We start from the raw sequence: 17704 nt of genomic DNA on the forward strand, positions 1-17704 counted from the left end.
AGCGCCATGAACGCCAACTTCGCGTCCTTCCTCTATCTTGTCTCCGGCGTCCTGTTCATCATGGCGTTGCGCGGCCTGTCGCATCCGACCACCAGCCGCCAGGGCAATCTCTACGGCATGATCGGCATGGGCATTGCCATTGCCACCACACTGGCACTTGCCACCCCGTCCGCCGGCCGTTTCGGCCTGATCGTGCTCGGCCTCGCCATCGGTGGCGGCGCCGGCGCCGTCACCGCGCGCCGCATCGCCATGACCTCGATGCCGCAGCTGGTCGCTGCCTTCCACTCGCTGGTTGGTCTCGCTGCCGTCATGGTGGCGGCCGCGGCCATCTATGCCCCGGAAAGCTTCGGCATCGGCACGGATGGCGACATTCATGCCCAAGCGCTGATCGAGATGAGCCTTGGCGTCGCCATCGGCGCCATCACCTTCACCGGCTCGGTCATCGCCTTCCTCAAGCTCGACGGCCGCATGTCCGGCAAGCCGATCATGATTGGCGGCCGTCACTTCATCAACGCAGCGCTTGCCATCGCACTCATCGTCTTGATCGTGCTGCTGGTCACCACCGAGTCCAAGCTGGTGTTCTGGCTAATCGTTGCTGCCTCGCTGGTGCTCGGTATCCTGCTGATCATCCCGATCGGCGGCGCCGACATGCCGGTCGTCGTCTCGATGCTGAATTCCTACTCGGGCTGGGCAGCGGCTGCCCTCGGCTTCACGCTCGGCAATCTGGCGCTGATCATCACCGGCGCGCTGGTCGGCTCATCCGGCGCGATCCTGTCCTACATCATGTGCAAGGGCATGAACCGCAGCTTTATCTCGGTCATCCTCGGCGGCTTCGGCGGTGAGACCACGGCCGCGGCCGATGACGGCATCGAGCGCACGGTCAAGCAGGGCTCGGCCGACGACGCCGCCTATCTGATGATGAACGCGCAAAAGGTCATCATCGTGCCGGGCTACGGCATGGCGGTTGCCCAGGCGCAGCACGCGCTGCGCGAAATGGCCGACAAGCTCAAGGCCAACGGCGTCGACGTCAAATACGCCATCCACCCGGTCGCCGGCCGCATGCCCGGCCACATGAACGTGCTGCTGGCCGAAGCCAACGTGCCCTATGACGAAGTGTTCGAGCTCGAGGACATTAACTCCGAATTCGCGCAGGCCGATGTCGCCTATGTCATCGGTGCCAACGACGTCACCAACCCTTCGGCCCGCGACGACAAGTCCTCGCCGATCTACGGCATGCCGATCCTCGACGTCGACAAGGCGCGCACCTGCCTGTTCGTCAAGCGCTCGCTCGGCTCCGGCTATGCCGGCATCGACAACACGCTGTTCTACAAGGACGGCACCATGATGCTGCTCGGCGACGCCAAGAAGATGACCGAGGAAATCGTCAAGGCGATGGATCACTGATCGGCAATCAGCACTGAGACACACCGAGAAATGCCCGGCTTCGCGCCGGGCTTTTTCTTGGCTGACAGCGGTTTCAGGGCTACGATGACGACTTCCCGTCTCACCGGCGGGATTGTCGTCAACGGAGACGCTGGTGCCCGATCCCGTCGCATCGCCGGTCACCGGAAAAGCGCCCCACAAGCCGAGCCAGGCGGTGGTGATCGTGCATGGCATGGGCGAACAGCGGCCGATGGATACGCTGCGCGGCTTTGTCCAGGCCGTCTGGAGCCATGATCCCAGCCGAGCGCCGTTTTATGCCCATGTCGCCGATCCGGCCGACCCGACCGGCGCGAAGATCAACCAGAGCTGGATCACCCCCGACAGCCGGACAAATTCATACGAACTTCGCCGCATCACCACGCCTTACGATGTCGATGGCCGCCGCACCGATTTCTACGAGCTTTACTGGGCCGACATCACGCAGGGCACGACGCGGGGGCGGCTTGCCGCGTGGGTGACAAACCTGCTGTGGCGCAAGCCCGCCGACATTCCGCGCGATGCCCGCAAGCTCTATCTCGTCACTCTTCTGGCCGTCATCGTCGTCCTGTGCGCGATGCTCGCGCTCGCGACCTCGCTCTGGCAGCAGTATATTTCCTTGGCCGCCGGCCTGTTCGTCACCATCCTGGCCTCGTTCATCATCTGGTCGGTGGACCGGTTTGGCCTTCCCTATTTCGGCGATGTCGCGGCCTATGTGCGCGCCGAAGCGGCGACGGTCGAGAAGCGCGCGCTGATCCGCGACCGCGGCCTGAAGCTGCTGAAGCGTCTGATGATGGACGATGGCTACGACCGGATCGTGCTGGTCTCGCACAGCCTTGGGTCGATGATCGCCTATGACCTGTTGCAGATCTTGTGGGCCGATTTCAGGCCCCAAAAACTGGAGGCCATCCGCGACAAGGCGAAACTGAAGGCGATCCACGCCATCGACAAGGCGACGCTTGTTGCCGACGGTTCGGCATGGCCCGGCAGCCTGGACGATCTTGCCGGCTTCCGGCGCGATCAGTGGGAGCTTTACCGGCGGCTGCGCACTGGCGATGCCGACCATCGGGCCTGGAAGATCAGCGATTTCGTCACGCTTGGCAGCCCGCTGACCCACAGCGAATTTCTGGTGACGTACAATCTCGCCGAATTCAGGCGCGGCATTGCCGAGCGGCTGTTCTCGGCATGCCCCCCGATCGCCGAGAGCGCGACCGGCGGCACAGTGCTCTATCAGGAAGGCCGCAACCGTTCGGGCAAGCCGCAGCGCGCCGTGCATCATGGCGCGGTGTTTGCGGCGACGCGCTGGACCAACATCTTCGACTGCGGCAATGGCTGGCTGACGGGCGATCCGATCTCCGGGCCGATGGCGGAAAATTTCGGCCCGGGTGTGCAGAATATTCAGGTCGAGCTGCGCGGCTCACTTGGTCGCGTCTTCACCCACACGTTGTACTGGTCGTTGGCGGCGACCGGTGTCGAGGTCGCTGCCGGCGACCAGCCTCGCTCGCACCTTGTCGTGCTGCGCGACGCTGTCGACCTCGGCCGCAAGCTGGAGCCGAGCCAGGCGGAAGCGCGGGCGATACCTCCCGAAAAATGAGAACGGCGAACGGGATCGGTACTCCACGCGGCGCCTGGCAATTCAAACAGAAATCCACCCCGGGGTTTGGCCCGGAGTGGATCGATTTGCTTCAGGTCCAGATCAGCGGCTGGTCAGGAACACCGCTTCTTCGTCATCGCGCTGCCGGCCACCGAGAGCGGCCGCCGCACTGGCGATGAAGGCGCCGATCACCAGCGACAGCGCACCAAGCAGCGCAAAGGTCGCGCTGGCCTTCCTGGCGGTGTCGGCGGCCTGCTGTGCCTTGACCTTGGCGTCCTGAACCTTGGCGACCAGGGCATCGACACGCGCCTTGGCATCGGCCTCGGAGAGGCCGGTGCGGGCGACGACCAGTTGCGACAGGTAGGTCTTGTCATCGGCCGAGATTTCGCCTGCCGCGGCACTGGCGACCAGGATGCGCGAGGCTTGGCCTACCGCAACCGCATCGCCGTCGGGACCGGCTGCCGCGAGCTTGCTCGGATCAGCCGGACGCAACAGCGAGTCCGCCAGGTAGGATGTCGCATTGTCAGCAGCAGCGCCACCGGCATTGGCGGATGCACCGATGGCGGCGCCCGACGCCACGGTCGAGGCTGCCTGCACGCCTGAACCCACCGCGGCGGAAAGCGCCGAGCCCAAAACGCCGACGACGAGCAAGGTGGCCAGCGCCCAAGCGAGGAAGCCGTGGGCGGTGTCACGGAAATAGACCTCGTCGGTGTGGATGCCGACCCATTTGGTGCGCAGGCGTCCGGCAAGGTAGCCTCCGACACCGGAGGACAGCCATTGCACGATGACCAGCCAGATCGCGGTGGAGACCGCGAAGGTCGTGACCGACGCGCCGGAGCCAGACCAGGGTGACACCATGCTTAGCCCCAGCCCCGAGCCGACCAACATGAGGATGAAAGTCAGCGTCGAGGCCGCCAAGGCGCCGGCGATGATCGGTCCCCAACTGACGGCCGTGGTGGATGATTCTGTTGAAGTTGAAACGTCGACAGCCGATAGGGTGGACTGCATGAGTTCCCCCTATCGTACGAAAAGCATGATCAGAATGATGATCGGAATCGGAATACCGAGCAACCAGAGCAAAATTCCGCGTCCCATGATGGCCTCCTGTGAGAAATTGTGATCGATGTTGTCACAATGTCCCGAGGGGACTTCCGTTCCGGCGGGTTAAAAAATGATTTTGTTTGCCACAGGTGAAACAATTGGCGCGCCGCGGCGCGCCAATCTCAGAGAACATCGAGATCAGATATCCAGATTGGCGACCGACAGCGCGTTGTCCTGGATGAACTCACGCCTGGGTTCGACCTCGTCGCCCATCAGTCGCGAGAACAGACTATCCGCGTCCGTCGCGTCATTGACCTTGACCTGCAGCAGCGAGCGCACGTTCGGATCGAGCGTGGTTTCCCAGAGTTGTTCGGCGTTCATCTCGCCGAGACCCTTGTAGCGCTGCATGGTCAAGCCCTTGCGCCCGGTCGCGAAGACTGCGTTGAGCAGCGCCAGCGGCCCCGATATGGTCTCGGAGACATCCTTGCGGCGCAGCACCGGTGGCTCGCCATATACTTCCGTAAGGCGCGGCGCATAGCGGTCGAGCTGGCGTGCATCGGCCGAATTGATCAGCCCCAGGTCCAGATGCGCGTATTCCTTGACGCTGCGCACCGTGCGCTCGAACACATAGCCGCCGATGCCCTCGTTCGAGGTCGACATACGACCGGTCCAGCCGCGTTCGGTGTCCTCGGCAATGATGTCGAGACGCTTGGCGATGCGCTCGGCCATGGCGTTGGCTTGGGCGAGATCGGTGAAGACGTCCGGGTTGAGGCCGCCGGCGATCGCCGCCTGCTCGACCACGCCCCTGTTGTAGCGCGTGTGCAGGCCGTTGATGAGCTGGCGCACCGCCAGCGCGTCGTCGATGGCGCCGCGCAGGTCCTGTCCGATGCGAACCTCGCCCGAGCCGAGCGTAAGCGATGCTTCCTCCAGACCCGAGCCGATCAGGAATTCCTCGAAGGCGTTCTCGTCCTTGATGTATTGCGAGCTCTTGCCACGCGTCACTTTGTAGAGCGGCGGCTGGGCGATGTAGAGATGGCCGCGTTCGATCAGCTCCGGCATCTGCCGGAAGAAGAAGGTGAGCAGCAAGGTTCTGATATGGGCGCCGTCGACGTCGGCGTCGGTCATCAGGATGATCTTGTGGTAGCGCAATTTGTCGGCGTTGAACTCGTCCTTGCCGATCGAGGTGCCGAGCGCGGTGATCAGCGTGCCGATCATCTCGGAGCCGAGCATACGGTCGAAACGGGCCCGCTCGACATTGAGGATCTTGCCGCGCAGCGGAAGGATGGCCTGGTTCTGACGTGAACGGCCGCCCTTGGCCGAGCCGCCGGCGGAGTCACCCTCGACGATGAAGATTTCGGATTTCGCCGGGTCGCGTTCCTGGCAATCGGCCAGCTTGCCGGGCAGCGAGGTGATGCCGAGCGAACTCTTGCGGGTGATGTCGCGGGCCTTGCGTGCCGCCTCGCGCGCCGCGGCAGCCTGGATCACCTTGTCGATCACCACCTTGCCTTCGGCCGGGTGTTCCTCGAGCCAGGTGCCGAGAGCTTCGTTGACTAGTCCTTCAACCACAGGGCGGACTTCGGAAGAGACCAGCTTGTCCTTGGTCTGCGAGGAGAATTTCGGATCGGGAACCTTGACCGACAGCACCGCCGTCAGGCCCTCGCGGCAATCGTCGCCGATCAGCCCCACCTTTTCCCTCTTGGTCAGCCCCGAGGATTCGCCATAGCCGGTGATCTGGCGTGTGAGCGCGCCGCGGAAACCGGCCAGATGGGTACCGCCGTCGCGCTGCGGGATGTTGTTGGTGAAGGCCAGCACGTTCTCGTGGTAGCTGTCGTTCCACCACATCGCCACTTCGACGGTGATGCCGTCGCGCTCGGCCTTGATGGCGATCGGTTTGTCGATCAGCGGTTTCTTCACGCGGTCGAGATATTTGACGAACTCTTCCAGCCCGCCATCATAGTGCAGTTCATGGCGCACGATGTCGGCATGGCGGGCGTCGGTCAAAATGATTCGCACGCCGGAATTCAGGAAGGCGAGCTCGCGCAGCCGGTGTTCCAGCGTGCCGAAATCGAACTCGACCATGGTGAAGGTCTCGGACGACGGGAAGAAGGTGATCTCGCTGCCGCTGCGCCCTTCATAGGTGCCGGGCTGCTTGTCCTGCTCATAGCTGCCGGTAGCCTTCAGCGGAGCGTCGGCATTGCCATGGGTGAAGCTCATCTCGAAGATCTGGCCATTGCGGCGAATCCTGAGCTTCAGCCAGGCCGAAAGCGCATTGACCACCGAGACGCCGACGCCATGCAAGCCGCCCGAGACTTTGTAGGAGTTCTGGTCGAACTTGCCGCCGGCATGCAGCTGCGTCATGATCACTTCGGCCGCCGAAATGCCTTCTCCGGTGTGGATATCGGTCGGAATGCCGCGGCCATTGTCGATCACGGTGACCGAACCATCGGGGTTGAGCGTCACGGTGACGAGGTCGGCGTGGCCCGCCAGCGCCTCGTCGATGGCGTTGTCGACCACCTCATAGACCATGTGATGCAGGCCCGAACCGTCGTCAGTATCGCCGATATACATGCCGGGGCGTTTGCGGACAGCATCCAACCCCTTCAAAACCTTGATGGAATCGGCGCCGTATTCGGCTTCAGCGCCGTTGTTGTTGTCGATCTGATCGCTCATGAAAACCTGTTGTCTGGATGCCGCTTGCACGGCGCTAAAAATCGGCCCCGAATCGCGCCTCTGATATGGACTAGATATAGGCGCTAAAGGCGGTTTTTCCAAGGTTTGCGAGCATTTCGGGGGCGAACTCCCGGCCGGCAGCCGGCTATTTCTTTCGGGCGCCGAATTTGGCGAGAAGGCCGCGCAAATACTTGATCGTGGATCTGTCTCTCGGCGCCAGCCGACCCGTGCGGTCGAGCTCCAGCGTCAGGTTAAGCGCCTTGGTCAGCACCGCCTTCGGATCCTTCGCCACATAGGCGTAGTTGATGTAGGCCTGTACCAGATCAAATTGCCAGATCGCATTGTCCGGATCGGACCGGGCTAGTTGCTGGCGGATGCCGAGGCTGGCTTCGAAGGCTTTCCTGGAGCCCTCGAAATGGCGCTGCTTGGTCTCCAGCATGCCGATCTCCGAGAGCGTAATCGACAGATCGCGTTGCCAGTCGGAATTGGCTGGGTCGAGCTTGGCCAGGCGGTCGGCAATGGCAAGACTGTCCTGATAGTTTTGCAGTGCGCCGCCGATATCGCCCTGGACGTCAAGCACACCGGCGACCTTTTCCAGACAGACCGACAGGTCCCGCTGCCAGTTCGTGTTGCCAGGATCGGTGGCGGCGAGTTCACGCGCTATATCAAGCGCTTGCTGATAGGAAGCCAGTGCTGGAGACCAGCTCTTCTGGTCGCTCAGGGCATTGCCGGCCTTGGCGTAACTGATCGACAGGTCGCGCTTCAAGTCGGTATCGTTGGGGTCGCGGCGCACCAGCTCTTCGGCGATCGCCTGGCTCTGGTTGTAGGCCACGAGTGCACCGGCGGGGTCGCCGCGCTCGCGCAGCACGTCACCGATCTTTTCATGGCTGACGGAGACAGCGCGCTGGCGCTCGGGGTCATCGGGCTTGTTCTCGGCCAGTGCCAGCCGAATTCTCAGGCTCTCTTCAAAAGCCGTCTGGGCGCCGTCCAACCGGCCGGCGGTACGGGCAAGGTCGCCGATTTCATCATGGGTGATGGTCAGATCGCGCAGCAGATAGGCGCGGTCCGGCTCGGCATCGGCCAATTGCTGCTTGATCGACAGGCTTTGCTGATAGGCTTGGGCGGCCGCGCCAACATCGCCTTGCGTCGCCAGCACGTTGCCGATCTTGTCATTGGCCATGGCCAGATCGCCAAGCCAGCCTTTCTCGTCCGGCAGGCTTGCGGTCAGACCCTGCAGCATGTCCCTGGCGGCCTCGTAGTTTTCCAGGGCGGTTGGCAGGTCGCCTTGCGCCATCCTTATGTTGGCGAGCTTGATATGGCTGATGGCGAGATCGCGCTTGACGCTGGGGTCGGTTTCCTGACGCGAGCGCTGCTCGAGATTGGCCAACAACGCGGTGAAGGCGCGGCTGGCCGCCTCGACATTGCCGACCGTCGTATAGAGCAGACCGAGTTCCTCCAGCGTGCGGCTCTGACGGTCGGCCTGTTCCAGGCTGAGCGAGGTTTGCCCGGCCTCGCCATACAGTGACAGCACGGCTTCATAGCCCTCGATGGCCGCCGCATAGTTGAGGTCGGCGCGAGCCGCGCCCGCCGACAGGAACAGCGTTGCGGCTTGCGACAGCGTGCGGTCGATGAAATTCACCTTCAGCGCCTTGCGCGACACTTCGTCGATATCGACCGCTTCTGCCAGTTTTGCCTGTGCCGCGCCGAAGGCGCCCAGGGCCAGCTGCTCCTCGGCCTGCCGACGCAGTTCCGTCACACGCGGATCGTCGGCGGCCAGCGTCTTCATCTCGCCGCGCACCTTGACGAAGGCGTCCGCCGCCTCGCGCAGGCTGGCATCCAGGCTCTCGGCGGAAAGGTGCTTGGTGTCGAGACCGATCAGCGCGCCATAAAGCGGCGCCAGCGGCATGTCGGCATCGCTGGCGATCTGCTCGACCTGGCCGCGCATTTCGGGCGTCACATCGGCCATGGCGAGCAACAGGCGCTCGCGCTCGGGCAAGTCCTGCCTGGCCTTCGCGGCAAAAAAGAGCTGCGGCAGGCCGCTTTCAACGTAAGGCAGCTGCTTGCCGCGCGACAGGTCGTAGACCTCCTGCTGCACCAGTGTCAGCACCGAGCGGATCTCGAGCCCGTCGGTGCCGAGATATTTGGTCAGCGCTGTCGTGAACGGCGAGTTCTGGCCGTTTCCGTCGGCGGCCGTCTCGCCGGGTGCGGCGGAAAAGGCGAACAGGATGTTTTCCGCACGGCCGGTCCGGCCGAGACCCGGCTTCACCTTGTCGGCGACATCCTTGGCCAGCGAGGTCGCGCCGCGCCCTTCGCGCACCGTGCCCGAAAACGGATCGCTGCGGCAGGCGTCGAGCATGATCAGGCCGACCTTGGCCGTGGCGGCAACAGCGTCGCGCACCTCCTCCAGCGGCAGGCTGGTCTTCTCCAGGGCGTCGAACGAGGAGGCGTCGGCGTCGACCGGCAGCAGCCGGTTGTCGCCCGAGATTTCCACGCCGTGGCCGGAGAAATAGACCAACGCCACATCGGCGCCCTTGGCATTCTCGCGAAAATCGTCGACCGCGCGGCGCATGCGCCGCAGGTCGCGATTGGTTTCGAGAATGACCTCGAAGCCGAGCTTCTTCAGCACCGCTTCCATCGCCTCGCCGTCATGAACCGGATTGGCAAGTGGTCGGATCAGACGGTAGTCGTCGGCGGCGATGACCAAGGCTACGCGCCGCTCAGCCATCGCCGTGGCGGCGGTCATGAGCGTCAGCAGCAAGGCAAAAAGCAAACGCAAGTCGAACCGCCCCCCGGCTTGTTCATTTGCGCGAACATTCCACCTCTTTATGGCATGAGCAAGCCGGGCTTTTGGCGGAAAACCAGCGCTTTCAGGCAGCCCGCATCGGCTTCAGGGCCTCGCTCCAGCGCAACAGCTCGTCGAGCATGGTTTTGGCTCCGCCCTGCACCTGTTCGCTGGCGGTGAAAGCGCCGTTCTCGTCGAGCAGTTTCTGATACATCGGCAGCGCGACGCCTTCCGAGATCGGCATGACACCCACCGAGGTCAGCAGCGGCTTCAGCGCTTGCGCCGCACGCAAGCCGCCGGAGACGCCGCCATAGCTGAAGATAGCGGCTGCCTTGTACTTCCATTCGCGCGACAGATAGTCGATCGCGTTGACGATCGCCGGCGCCACGAAATAATTGTATTCCGGCGCCACGAACACGAAGGCATCGGCGGCATCGATCGCCTTGGACCAGGCTTTGGTGTGGTCGTTCTGGTAGTTGCCAAGCCTTGGATGATGCGGTTCGTCCAGCACCGGAAGCTTGAACGTATCGATGTCGGTCAGTACCGGCTCGAATTTCCCATGCTCGCGCGCGAACCTCTCCAGCCACTCGGCAAAAACCGGTCCTGCGCGGCCTGGCCGCGTGCTGCCGATGATGATGTTCAACTGGTGCTTCAAGGTGGGCTCCTGCGGTGGCGGTATCTATTGGTGACTGCCACCTAAGGCATCCCGCCCGGGGCAACAAGAAGGCACTTGGCGGTAACCGGTCACATTCCGGGGAGCAGGGGCCTTGCCGTACGGTCACATGGACGCCGGGATTGCGAGCCACTACATTGGTGTATCAGCGGAGCAGCCCATGGACATCCAGCCCGCCCCCTTCGTCCCCCCGGCGCCGAAGCCGCGCACGACGCCGCCCTCCACGCTGGAGATGATCCGAATCGTCTACCGCAACCCGCTCGAACTGTGGGGCGAGCATACCTACAACGAGCCCTGGGTTTCGGCGAGTGGCGTCGGTGGACATCTGATCGTTGCCAACGATCCCGGCCTGATCCGCCACGTGCTGGTCGATAACGCCAAGAACTACAAGATGGCGACGGTGCGCCAGAAGATCCTGCGGCCGATCCTGCGCGACGGTCTGCTGACCGCCGAGGGCGAGGTCTGGAAGCGGTCGCGCAAGGCGATGGCTCCTGTGTTCACGCCGCGCCACATCTTCGGCTTTGCCCAGCCGATGCTCCGGCGCACGCTGGAATTCGTCACCCGTTACGAAGACGGCGGCACGTCTGATATCGCCCATGACATGACGCTGCTCACCTACGACATCCTGGCCGAGACGCTGTTCTCCGATGAGATCGCTGGACAGCCCGGCAGTTTCGCCAACGAAATCGATCGCCTGTTCGAGACCATGGGCCGCGTCGACCCGCTCGACCTGTTGCGCGCGCCCGACTGGCTGCCGCGACTGACCCGCATCCGCGGCCGCAAGACCATGGCCTATTTTCGCAAGATCGTCACCGACACGGTCAAGATGCGCGAAGGGAAATTCAAACGCGATCCCGATGCCGTGCCGCAGGATTTCCTGACGCTGCTGCTGAAGGCCGAGGGGCCGGAGGGACTGACGCGGGCCGAGGTCGAGGACAACATCATCACCTTCATCGGCGCCGGCCATGAGACGACGGCGCGCGCGCTGGGCTGGACGCTGTATTGCCTTGCGGAATCGCCGTGGGAGCGCAACCGGGTCGAACAGGAGATCGACCAGGTGCTGGCGCGTGAGTCCGATCCGACGAAATGGCTGGACGCCATGCCGTTCACGCGTGCGGCTTTCGACGAAGCGCTCAGGCTCTATCCGCCGGCACCGTCGATCAACCGCGAGCCGATCGAGCCGGAAATGTGGAAGGATCTTTATATCCCGAAGCACGCGGCGGTTCTGGTGATGCCTTGGGTCGTCCATCGCCACAGGAAGCTTTGGGATCGGCCGGATGCCTTCCTGCCGGAGCGGTTCCATCCGGGAAATCGCGAAAAGATCGATCGCTTCCAGTATCTGCCGTTTGGCGCGGGCCCGCGCGTCTGCATCGGCGCCAGTTTCGCCATGCAGGAGGCGATCATCGCGCTGGCGATCATGCTGTCGCGCTTCCGCTTCGACACCACCGCCGAAACGAAGCCCTGGCCGGTGCAGAAACTGACCACGCAGCCGCAAGGCGGTCTGCCGATGCAGGTCACGCCCCGTCAGGTACGCTGATATTCAGGTGATGCCGGCCTGCGAACGATGGCTTCCTGAGCTTCCGGTACTCACGTACCAAAAGTACACTCCGTTCCGGTTCTCGGAAGCCACCATTCTCTACTCGGCCTGACCCGAATCTCACCACGCCCTTGGGCGTTTGCACAGACTCAGGCAGCAGGCTTGCGTTGCTGGAACTGGCCGGCGGCGCGGTAGCGCCAGAGGTAGCTGGGCAGGATCGTCGCGATCGATTGCGGCTGGATGCCGAGGCCGGCAAGCGTCCTGTTGGCCTTGGCGGCCGCGTCCGAGACGATGTTGTGCTCGCGCAGCTGCATCACTTGGTCCTTGGTCAGCAGCGGATTGGGCAAGAGGCCGAGGATCGAGGCCTGGATGTTGGCCACCCACCACGGCACCGGCACCAGCAGGCGCTTGCGCTCGATCACCTCAAGCAGCTCTTCCATGCATTCCTTGAAGGTAAGCACCTTCGGCCCGCCGAGTTCATAGATCTGGCCGCCATCGACCTTGCCGTCGACCGAGCGCGCCACCGCTTCGGCGACGTCGCCGACATAGACCGGCTGGAACTTGGTTTGGCCGCCACCGATCAGCGGCAGCACCGGCGAATAGCGCGCCATGTTGGCGAAGCGGTTGAAGAATTCGTCCTCTGGCCCAAAGTTGACCGACGGACGAAAGATGACCGCGTCCTTGATCGTCTCCAGTACGGCCTTTTCGCCAAGCGCCTTGGTGCGCGCGTAGTCCGATTCGGAGTCCGCATCCGCGCCTAGCGCCGAGACATGGGTGAGGCCGGCGCCGACAGAACGGGCCGCTTCGGCCACGGCGCGGGCGCCGAACTCGTGGACGGCGGGGAATTTCTGCCGGCCGCTCTCATGCAGGATGGCGACCAGATTGACGACATGGTCGGCGCCCTGAACGGCGCGGTCGACCGACCAGCGCACGCGCACATTGGCCTGCACCGGCTGGATCTGGCCGACATTGCCAAGCGGCTGCAGATGCCCGGCGAGGTCGGGCCGCCGGCAGGCGACGCGGATGCGATAGCCGCGCTTGGCCAGTGCGCGCACGACATGGCGGCCGACAAAGCCCGATCCGCCAAAGACGACGACGAGCTTTGGGGTCTGCAGGATTTCGGTCATGGCTGGCTCCGGCGCTCGCAAGCTTGGCTGAAGCCGTTTCATAATCCGTTTCGCGCCAAAGGCAAAGGGCGACGCGTCGTCGCTGCCGCCCTTGTTTGGCCTTGTCAGAACGCCTTGCCCATGCGGGCGTCGATCGAATGGCGGTTGCCGCCGCGAATGACAAAGAAGAGCAGGATTGCCGCCCACAGCAGCGACTTTTCCGCGCCCGAAAAGCCCTGGCCCATGGTTATCAGGTGGAACCAGACCGTGACCAGCAGCACGAACAGGCCGGCAAAGGCAGCCGGCCGCGTCAAAAACCCGATGGCGATGAAAATACCGCCGAAGAATTCTGTGCAGGCCAGCAGCAAAGACCACAAGGCGCCCGGATAAAAGCCGAGACCCTCGACCATCTCGGCGGCGCCGAAAGGATTGGTGATCTTCTGCGAGCCATGGATGGTGAGAAACGCACCGGCGACGACGCGAAGAACGGTTTCCGCACCATCATGCAAGGCTGCGTAGAACCTGCCAAGGGCCGGGATGACAAGGCTGTTGCGGGGATTGTCCGTGCTTGCCGACATTATAGCTCCTCTGTTTGCTCAATCAGCGCAGACGGCCGGTCAGGTCGGGCGAAGTCAAATAAACAAAAGTTGACAAAATTCGAATGTTTTATCGTTGCGAAGACGAAACGCAGAAAACCCCGCCGAAGCGGGGTTTTCCGGGTGACATCCATGCGAAGTCAGGGGCCGACGGAGCGGCCTGACCTGAGACGGTATCAGGAGGGCGTGAAGCAAGTACGCCCACCCCAGCCCTGAACATCCGACATGGTGCCGCCAACCTTCTTGCAGGCCGCGATGAAATCGGCGCTGCAGCTGGCGAATTTCGCGTGGCCGTTCTTGCAGTAATGATCCTCGGTGGCGCCGCCGCTCGGGGCGGTGATGACGCCCGGGCTGGACGGCTTGACCGGTGCGGCCTTCAGACTGGCTGCCTGTGTGGCACCCATGAACGAGCCGAGCAGAAGGACGGCGGTCAGCATGGTGATCTTGGTGTTGGTCATGACAATTTCCTTTTGATTTGGGTTGAGTTTTCCGAGGTGCAAAGGACCATCCTTTGCGTGAAACAGGCTTTCGCTTTTCGGTTTGCTGCTTCCCTCGGTGTGGATCGGGCAAGCTCGCCTTGCCCTGGACAAAGCTGTGTCGCAGCAAGGCGCGGAAAGGTTCAGCGGCGCGCAAAGAAAATCGCACCGCGCCGCGCCTCAGGCGGGCAGGTTCCAGATAACTATATGATGTCTAACGGAATAATCAGGAAGAATAGCGGGCGGCAAATTCGGAAATGCGCTGCACCACCGCCTTGGATGCGGTGATGCCGCGCGCTTGCGCCTTCTCGGCGGCCTCTGCGCGAGCCCGGCCAGGTACATGCACGCCGAAGCGCCGCCGCAGCCGGTCGAGCTGGTCCTTCATCCGCTGCTCGAAATCTGGGTCGAGCAGCTTGGGCTCGACGGCAAGCACGAACAGCCCAGTGCCGGGGCTGTCCGGCCCGCCGCTGAACCATGGCGCGTCGAGCGACCAGTTGGCGCCCGACAGGCCCGCCGCCAGCACCTCGACCATCAACGCGATGTTGGCGCCGCGCTGGCCGCCGAAGGCAAGCATCGCGCCCTTCATGGCGGCGGCCGGATCGGTGGTCGGGTTGCCGCTGGCGTCCAGCGCCCAGCCCTCTGGGATTGTCTTGCCGTCCTCGGCCGCCTTGCGGATGTTGACGAAAGCGGTGGCGCTCGACGACTGGTCGATGACCAGCGGCGCGCCGTCGGCCGCGGGTGCCGCAAACGACATCGGATTGGTGCAGTAGACCGGCTTGATCGAGCCCGAGCCGGCAAGCACGGCCGGGCCGTTGGTGGCTGCGAAAGACACCAGTCCCAGTGCCGCCAGCCGCCCGGTGAAATAGCCGAGTGCGCCGCATGTATAGGCGTTCTTTTGCGAGAAGATGGCGACGCCGAAAAGTTTTGCCGCCTTGGCGAGGTCGTCGATGGTGCGGTCGAAGCCGGTATGCGCCAGCCCGCCGCGCGCATCGGAGAGATAGACCGCCAGCGCCGGCCGGGTGATCACCGGGTCGGCATTGCCGTCGATGCGTCCGGCTTCCAGCGCCTCGAGATAATCGATGAAATGCGACAGTCCGACGGAGGAAAGCCCTTCTGCCTCGGCGGCGACGATCGAAGCAGTGAGCGATTGCGCCGCTTCCTCATTGGCGCCGGCGCCAAGTGCCGCCATCCGGCACAGTCCTTTTGCCTGGTCGAGACTGAGTTGCATCGCAATGAGTTCCTAAGCGAATAGCGAATAGCGAGTAGGGAGTAGCGGAAATAGCGGGCGCTTACTATTCGCTATTCCCTAACTCACTAGCCGATCTTGTTGGGGATCCGGGCTTCGATCCTGCCGAGGGCGAGGACCAGAATACCGGTGATCGTCATGTAGATTAGCGCCAGCAGCAGCAAGGGCTCGTAGGTGAGGTAGGTGTCCTGCCGCACCTTGGACGAAACGGCGAAGATGTCGATGACGCTGATCGTCGCCACCAGCGGCGTCGACTTCAATTGCAGCACGGTCTCGCCGGTCAGCGTCGGCAGCGCCCGGTAGATGGCTTGCGGCAGCCAGATGCGCCGGAACGTCTTCCATCGGCTCATGCCGAACGCGCGGGCGGCCTCCAGTTGCCCCTTGGGCACGCCGGCGAAGGCACCGCGCATCACCTCGCCCTCATAGCCGGCGAAAGACAAGGTCAACGCCAGCACGCCATAGGGCCAGGCTTGCCTGAGATACGGCCACATCCAGGATTCGCGGATCCACGGATATTGCGGAAACAGCGAGCCCAGGCCGTAATAGAGCAGCCACAGCTGGATCAGCAGCGGCGTGCCCCGGATCACCGTGCAGAACACCTTGGCGGGCGCGGCGAACCAGAAGGAGCCGGTGGCCTGCGCCAACCCCAGCGGCACGGCCAGCAGGAAGCCCAGCACGCAGGTGACGGCCAGGATCCACAGCGAGCGCCAGATGCCGATCAATCCCATTTCATAATATTGCGGCAGCCAGTCCCAGCGCATGAAAAAGGCCGCCGACAGAACCAGGCCGAGTGCGATCAGGATCAGCACGATGCGGTGCGGCTGCAGCCACAGCGACGTTCGCGCGACGGCGTTGATGATGGCCGCCTCATTGGCCATCAGCGCGCATCCTTGAGCGAAGGCATGCCGCGCCGCGACCAGGCCTCGACCCGGCCGATGATGAGATTGGAAAACAGCGAGAGCAGCAGGTAGAGCACGCCTGCTGCGAAAAAGAAGGTGAAATAGGCTTTGGTGACACCGGCGGCCTGCCGCGTTGCCAGCGCCAGTTCGTAGAAACCGACGACCGCCAGCAGCGCGGTGTCCTTGGTGGCGATCAGCCAGAGATTAGCGAGGCCCGGTATGGCGAAGGGCAGCATTGCCGGCAAGGTGATGCGCCGCAAAAGCAGGCCGGGAGACATGCCATAGGCGCGGGCCGCTTCGATCTGGCCTTGCGGAATGGCCAGGATCGCGCCGCGTATCACCTCGGTCGAATAGGCGCCCTGGACAAAGCCGAGCACGGCGATGCCGGCGGCAAGGCCGCTGATGTCGACACGCTGGTAACCCATTGCCGTCAGCGCCTGGTTGATCAGGTCGGTCCCGGCATAATAGAGCAGCAGGATCAGCACCAGTTCGGGCACGGCGCGCACGATGGTGGTGTAGACCGCCAGCAGATCGCGCACCACCGGGCCGCCATAGAGCTTGCCATAGGCGCCGCCGGTGCCGATCAGAAGACCGAGGCAGGTGGCGCCCAGCGCGATCTCGATCGAGTGGAGCAGCCCAACCATAAGGGTCCCGCCCCAGCCCGGCGGATTGGGCGAGAGAAGTTCGATGATGCCGGCCGCCGAGGCCGAAAGAAGTGCGTCGATCAGCGTCGCCCCCGGATTGCTGGCTCTAACCGCCGACGGCTGCGTCGGCGGCAAACATGCCTGGGAAAGATCGGGCAGGAGAGGCATGGCATCGGCGCCATGCCCCACAGCTCATGCGAGGATCGTCAGTTCGACTGCGCGCCGCCGCCGCCGTAAATGTCGAAGTCAAAATACTTCTTCGAGATTTCGTCATATTTGCCGTTGGCGCGGATGGCCTTGATGCCGGCGTTGATTTTGCCCTTCAGCTCGGTGTCCTCCTTGCGTACACCGGCGCCAACGCCCGGCCCGAGCACCTCGTCGTCCGGAGCGACCATGCCCTTCAGGTCGCAGCAGGCCTTGCCCTGGTCCGACTTGAGGAATTCGCCAAGCGCGATGGAATCGGCCTGCACCGCATCGAGGCGGCCGGCGGCAAGATCGTTGTTGGCTTCGTCCTGGGTCTGGTATTCCTTGATCTCGGAGGCTGTGCTGCCAAAGTGCTTCTTGGCGTAGACGGCATGCACTGTCGAAACCTGCACGCCGACGATCTTGCCCTTGAGGTCGTCCGGCGCGGAGCCGAATTTCTGGTCCTTCGGGCCGATGATCGCGGTCGGGGTGTTATAGTACTTGTCCGAGAAGTCGATCGTCTTCTCGCGTTCGGCGGTGATCGACATAGAGGAGACGATGAGGTCGATCTTCTTGGTCGTCAGCGCCGGAATGATGCCGTCCCAGGCAACCGGGGTGATGACGCAATCAAGCTTCTCTTCGGCGCACACCGCGTCGATGAAATCGATCTCCCAGCCGACCCATTTGCCGGAAGCGTCCGGCGAGGTGAAGGGCGGATAGGGCTCGGCGGCGACGCCGATCTTGACCGGATCGGCCTTGGCCACACCCATGGCGGCGACGCCGAGCAGCAGCGCTGCGGCGAATGTCTTCAGAACAGTCTTCATTTCACGACTCCCAG

Annotated in this window: 14 protein-coding genes; 3 read left to right on the forward strand and 11 right to left on the reverse strand. The window is 63.4% G+C overall.

Going from position 1 to position 17704, the window contains the following annotated elements:
* Positions 1-6 precede the first annotated feature (6 nt).
* Complete coding sequence (locus tag ASD99_RS02210) at positions 7-1404, forward strand: NAD(P)(+) transhydrogenase (Re/Si-specific) subunit beta (RefSeq protein WP_056589643.1); 1398 nt, start codon at positions 7-9, stop codon at positions 1402-1404.
* A gap of 133 nt (positions 1405-1537) precedes the next feature.
* Positions 1538-3013, forward strand: coding sequence for a hypothetical protein (locus ASD99_RS02215; RefSeq protein WP_057142690.1), 1476 nt, complete (start codon positions 1538-1540; stop codon positions 3011-3013).
* Between the two features lie 102 nt (positions 3014-3115).
* On the opposite strand, the gene ASD99_RS02220 is transcribed toward ASD99_RS02215, so the two are convergent.
* The 4 genes from ASD99_RS02220 to ASD99_RS02235 all read right to left on the reverse strand — a co-directional run bounded on the left by ASD99_RS02220 (position 3116) and on the right by ASD99_RS02235 (position 10161).
* Positions 3116-4021 carry a hypothetical protein gene (locus ASD99_RS02220; protein WP_057142565.1) on the reverse strand — a complete coding sequence of 302 codons (906 nt, stop codon included), beginning with the start codon at positions 4019-4021 and terminating at the stop codon, positions 3116-3118.
* A gap of 231 nt (positions 4022-4252) precedes the next feature.
* On the reverse strand, positions 4253-6724 hold the full coding sequence (gene gyrB / locus ASD99_RS02225) for a DNA topoisomerase (ATP-hydrolyzing) subunit B (RefSeq protein ID WP_057142566.1): 2472 nt from the start codon (positions 6722-6724) through the stop codon (positions 4253-4255).
* 145 nt (positions 6725-6869) lie between these two features.
* Positions 6870-9500 carry a caspase family protein gene (locus ASD99_RS02230; RefSeq protein WP_244497580.1) on the reverse strand — a complete coding sequence of 877 codons (2631 nt, stop codon included), beginning with the start codon at positions 9498-9500 and terminating at the stop codon, positions 6870-6872.
* A gap of 91 nt (positions 9501-9591) precedes the next feature.
* A complete protein-coding gene (locus tag ASD99_RS02235; RefSeq protein WP_057142567.1) occupies positions 9592-10161 on the reverse strand; it encodes an NADPH-dependent FMN reductase in 570 nt (189 codons plus the stop codon).
* A gap of 178 nt (positions 10162-10339) precedes the next feature.
* On the opposite strand from ASD99_RS02235, the gene ASD99_RS02240 reads away from it, so the two are divergent.
* The gene (locus tag ASD99_RS02240; protein ID WP_057142568.1) at positions 10340-11716 is read left to right on the forward strand and encodes a cytochrome P450; all 1377 of its coding nucleotides are present in this window, start codon (positions 10340-10342) and stop codon (positions 11714-11716) included.
* A gap of 149 nt (positions 11717-11865) precedes the next feature.
* Here the strand turns inward: ASD99_RS02240 and ASD99_RS02245 are convergent, their stop codons facing one another.
* The 7 genes from ASD99_RS02245 to ASD99_RS02275 all read right to left on the reverse strand — a co-directional run bounded on the left by ASD99_RS02245 (position 11866) and on the right by ASD99_RS02275 (position 17690).
* Positions 11866-12843 carry a complex I NDUFA9 subunit family protein gene (locus tag ASD99_RS02245; protein ID WP_056589662.1) on the reverse strand — a complete coding sequence of 326 codons (978 nt, stop codon included), beginning with the start codon at positions 12841-12843 and terminating at the stop codon, positions 11866-11868.
* A 104-nt stretch (positions 12844-12947) separates the two neighbouring features.
* Positions 12948-13400, reverse strand: a complete 453-nt coding sequence (locus tag ASD99_RS02250; protein WP_057142569.1) for a DoxX family protein — start codon at positions 13398-13400, stop codon at positions 12948-12950.
* A 194-nt stretch (positions 13401-13594) separates the two neighbouring features.
* Entirely contained in the window at positions 13595-13876 is a 282-nt protein-coding gene (locus ASD99_RS02255) for a hypothetical protein (RefSeq protein WP_057142570.1), read from the reverse strand.
* A 244-nt stretch (positions 13877-14120) separates the two neighbouring features.
* Positions 14121-15122 carry an Ldh family oxidoreductase gene (locus ASD99_RS02260; RefSeq protein WP_056589671.1) on the reverse strand — a complete coding sequence of 334 codons (1002 nt, stop codon included), beginning with the start codon at positions 15120-15122 and terminating at the stop codon, positions 14121-14123.
* Between the two features lie 86 nt (positions 15123-15208).
* On the reverse strand, positions 15209-16018 hold the full coding sequence (locus ASD99_RS02265; RefSeq protein ID WP_056589674.1) for an ABC transporter permease: 810 nt from the start codon (positions 16016-16018) through the stop codon (positions 15209-15211).
* Positions 16018-16683, reverse strand: coding sequence for an ABC transporter permease (locus ASD99_RS02270; protein WP_056590140.1), 666 nt, complete (start codon positions 16681-16683; stop codon positions 16018-16020). The genes ASD99_RS02265 and ASD99_RS02270 overlap by 1 nt, the downstream gene beginning before the upstream one ends.
* Positions 16684-16889: 206 nt before the next feature.
* Positions 16890-17690, reverse strand: a complete 801-nt coding sequence (locus ASD99_RS02275) for a transporter substrate-binding domain-containing protein (RefSeq protein WP_056589677.1) — start codon at positions 17688-17690, stop codon at positions 16890-16892.
* Positions 17691-17704: the final 14 nt, after the last annotated feature.

It is taken from the genome of Mesorhizobium sp. Root695 (assembly GCF_001428185.1).
Lineage (GTDB): Bacteria > Pseudomonadota > Alphaproteobacteria > Rhizobiales > Rhizobiaceae > Mesorhizobium.

Coding starts and splice junctions, on each gene's coding strand:
- ASD99_RS02210 (WP_056589643.1), top strand. CDS start 7: ATGAACGCCAACTTCGCGTCCTTCCTCTATCTTGTCTCCGGCGTCCTG.
- ASD99_RS02220 (WP_057142565.1), bottom strand. CDS start 4,021: ATGCAGTCCACCCTATCGGCTGTCGACGTTTCAACTTCAACAGAATCA.
- gyrB (WP_057142566.1), bottom strand. CDS start 6,724: ATGAGCGATCAGATCGACAACAACAACGGCGCTGAAGCCGAATACGGC.
- ASD99_RS02240 (WP_057142568.1), top strand. CDS start 10,340: ATGGACATCCAGCCCGCCCCCTTCGTCCCCCCGGCGCCGAAGCCGCGC.
- ASD99_RS02245 (WP_056589662.1), bottom strand. CDS start 12,843: ATGACCGAAATCCTGCAGACCCCAAAGCTCGTCGTCGTCTTTGGCGGA.
- ASD99_RS02250 (WP_057142569.1), bottom strand. CDS start 13,400: ATGTCGGCAAGCACGGACAATCCCCGCAACAGCCTTGTCATCCCGGCC.
- ASD99_RS02255 (WP_057142570.1), bottom strand. CDS start 13,876: ATGACCAACACCAAGATCACCATGCTGACCGCCGTCCTTCTGCTCGGC.
- ASD99_RS02260 (WP_056589671.1), bottom strand. CDS start 15,122: ATGCAACTCAGTCTCGACCAGGCAAAAGGACTGTGCCGGATGGCGGCA.
- ASD99_RS02265 (WP_056589674.1), bottom strand. CDS start 16,018: ATGGCCAATGAGGCGGCCATCATCAACGCCGTCGCGCGAACGTCGCTG.
- ASD99_RS02270 (WP_056590140.1), bottom strand. CDS start 16,683: ATGGTTGGGCTGCTCCACTCGATCGAGATCGCGCTGGGCGCCACCTGC.
- ASD99_RS02275 (WP_056589677.1), bottom strand. CDS start 17,690: ATGAAGACTGTTCTGAAGACATTCGCCGCAGCGCTGCTGCTCGGCGTC.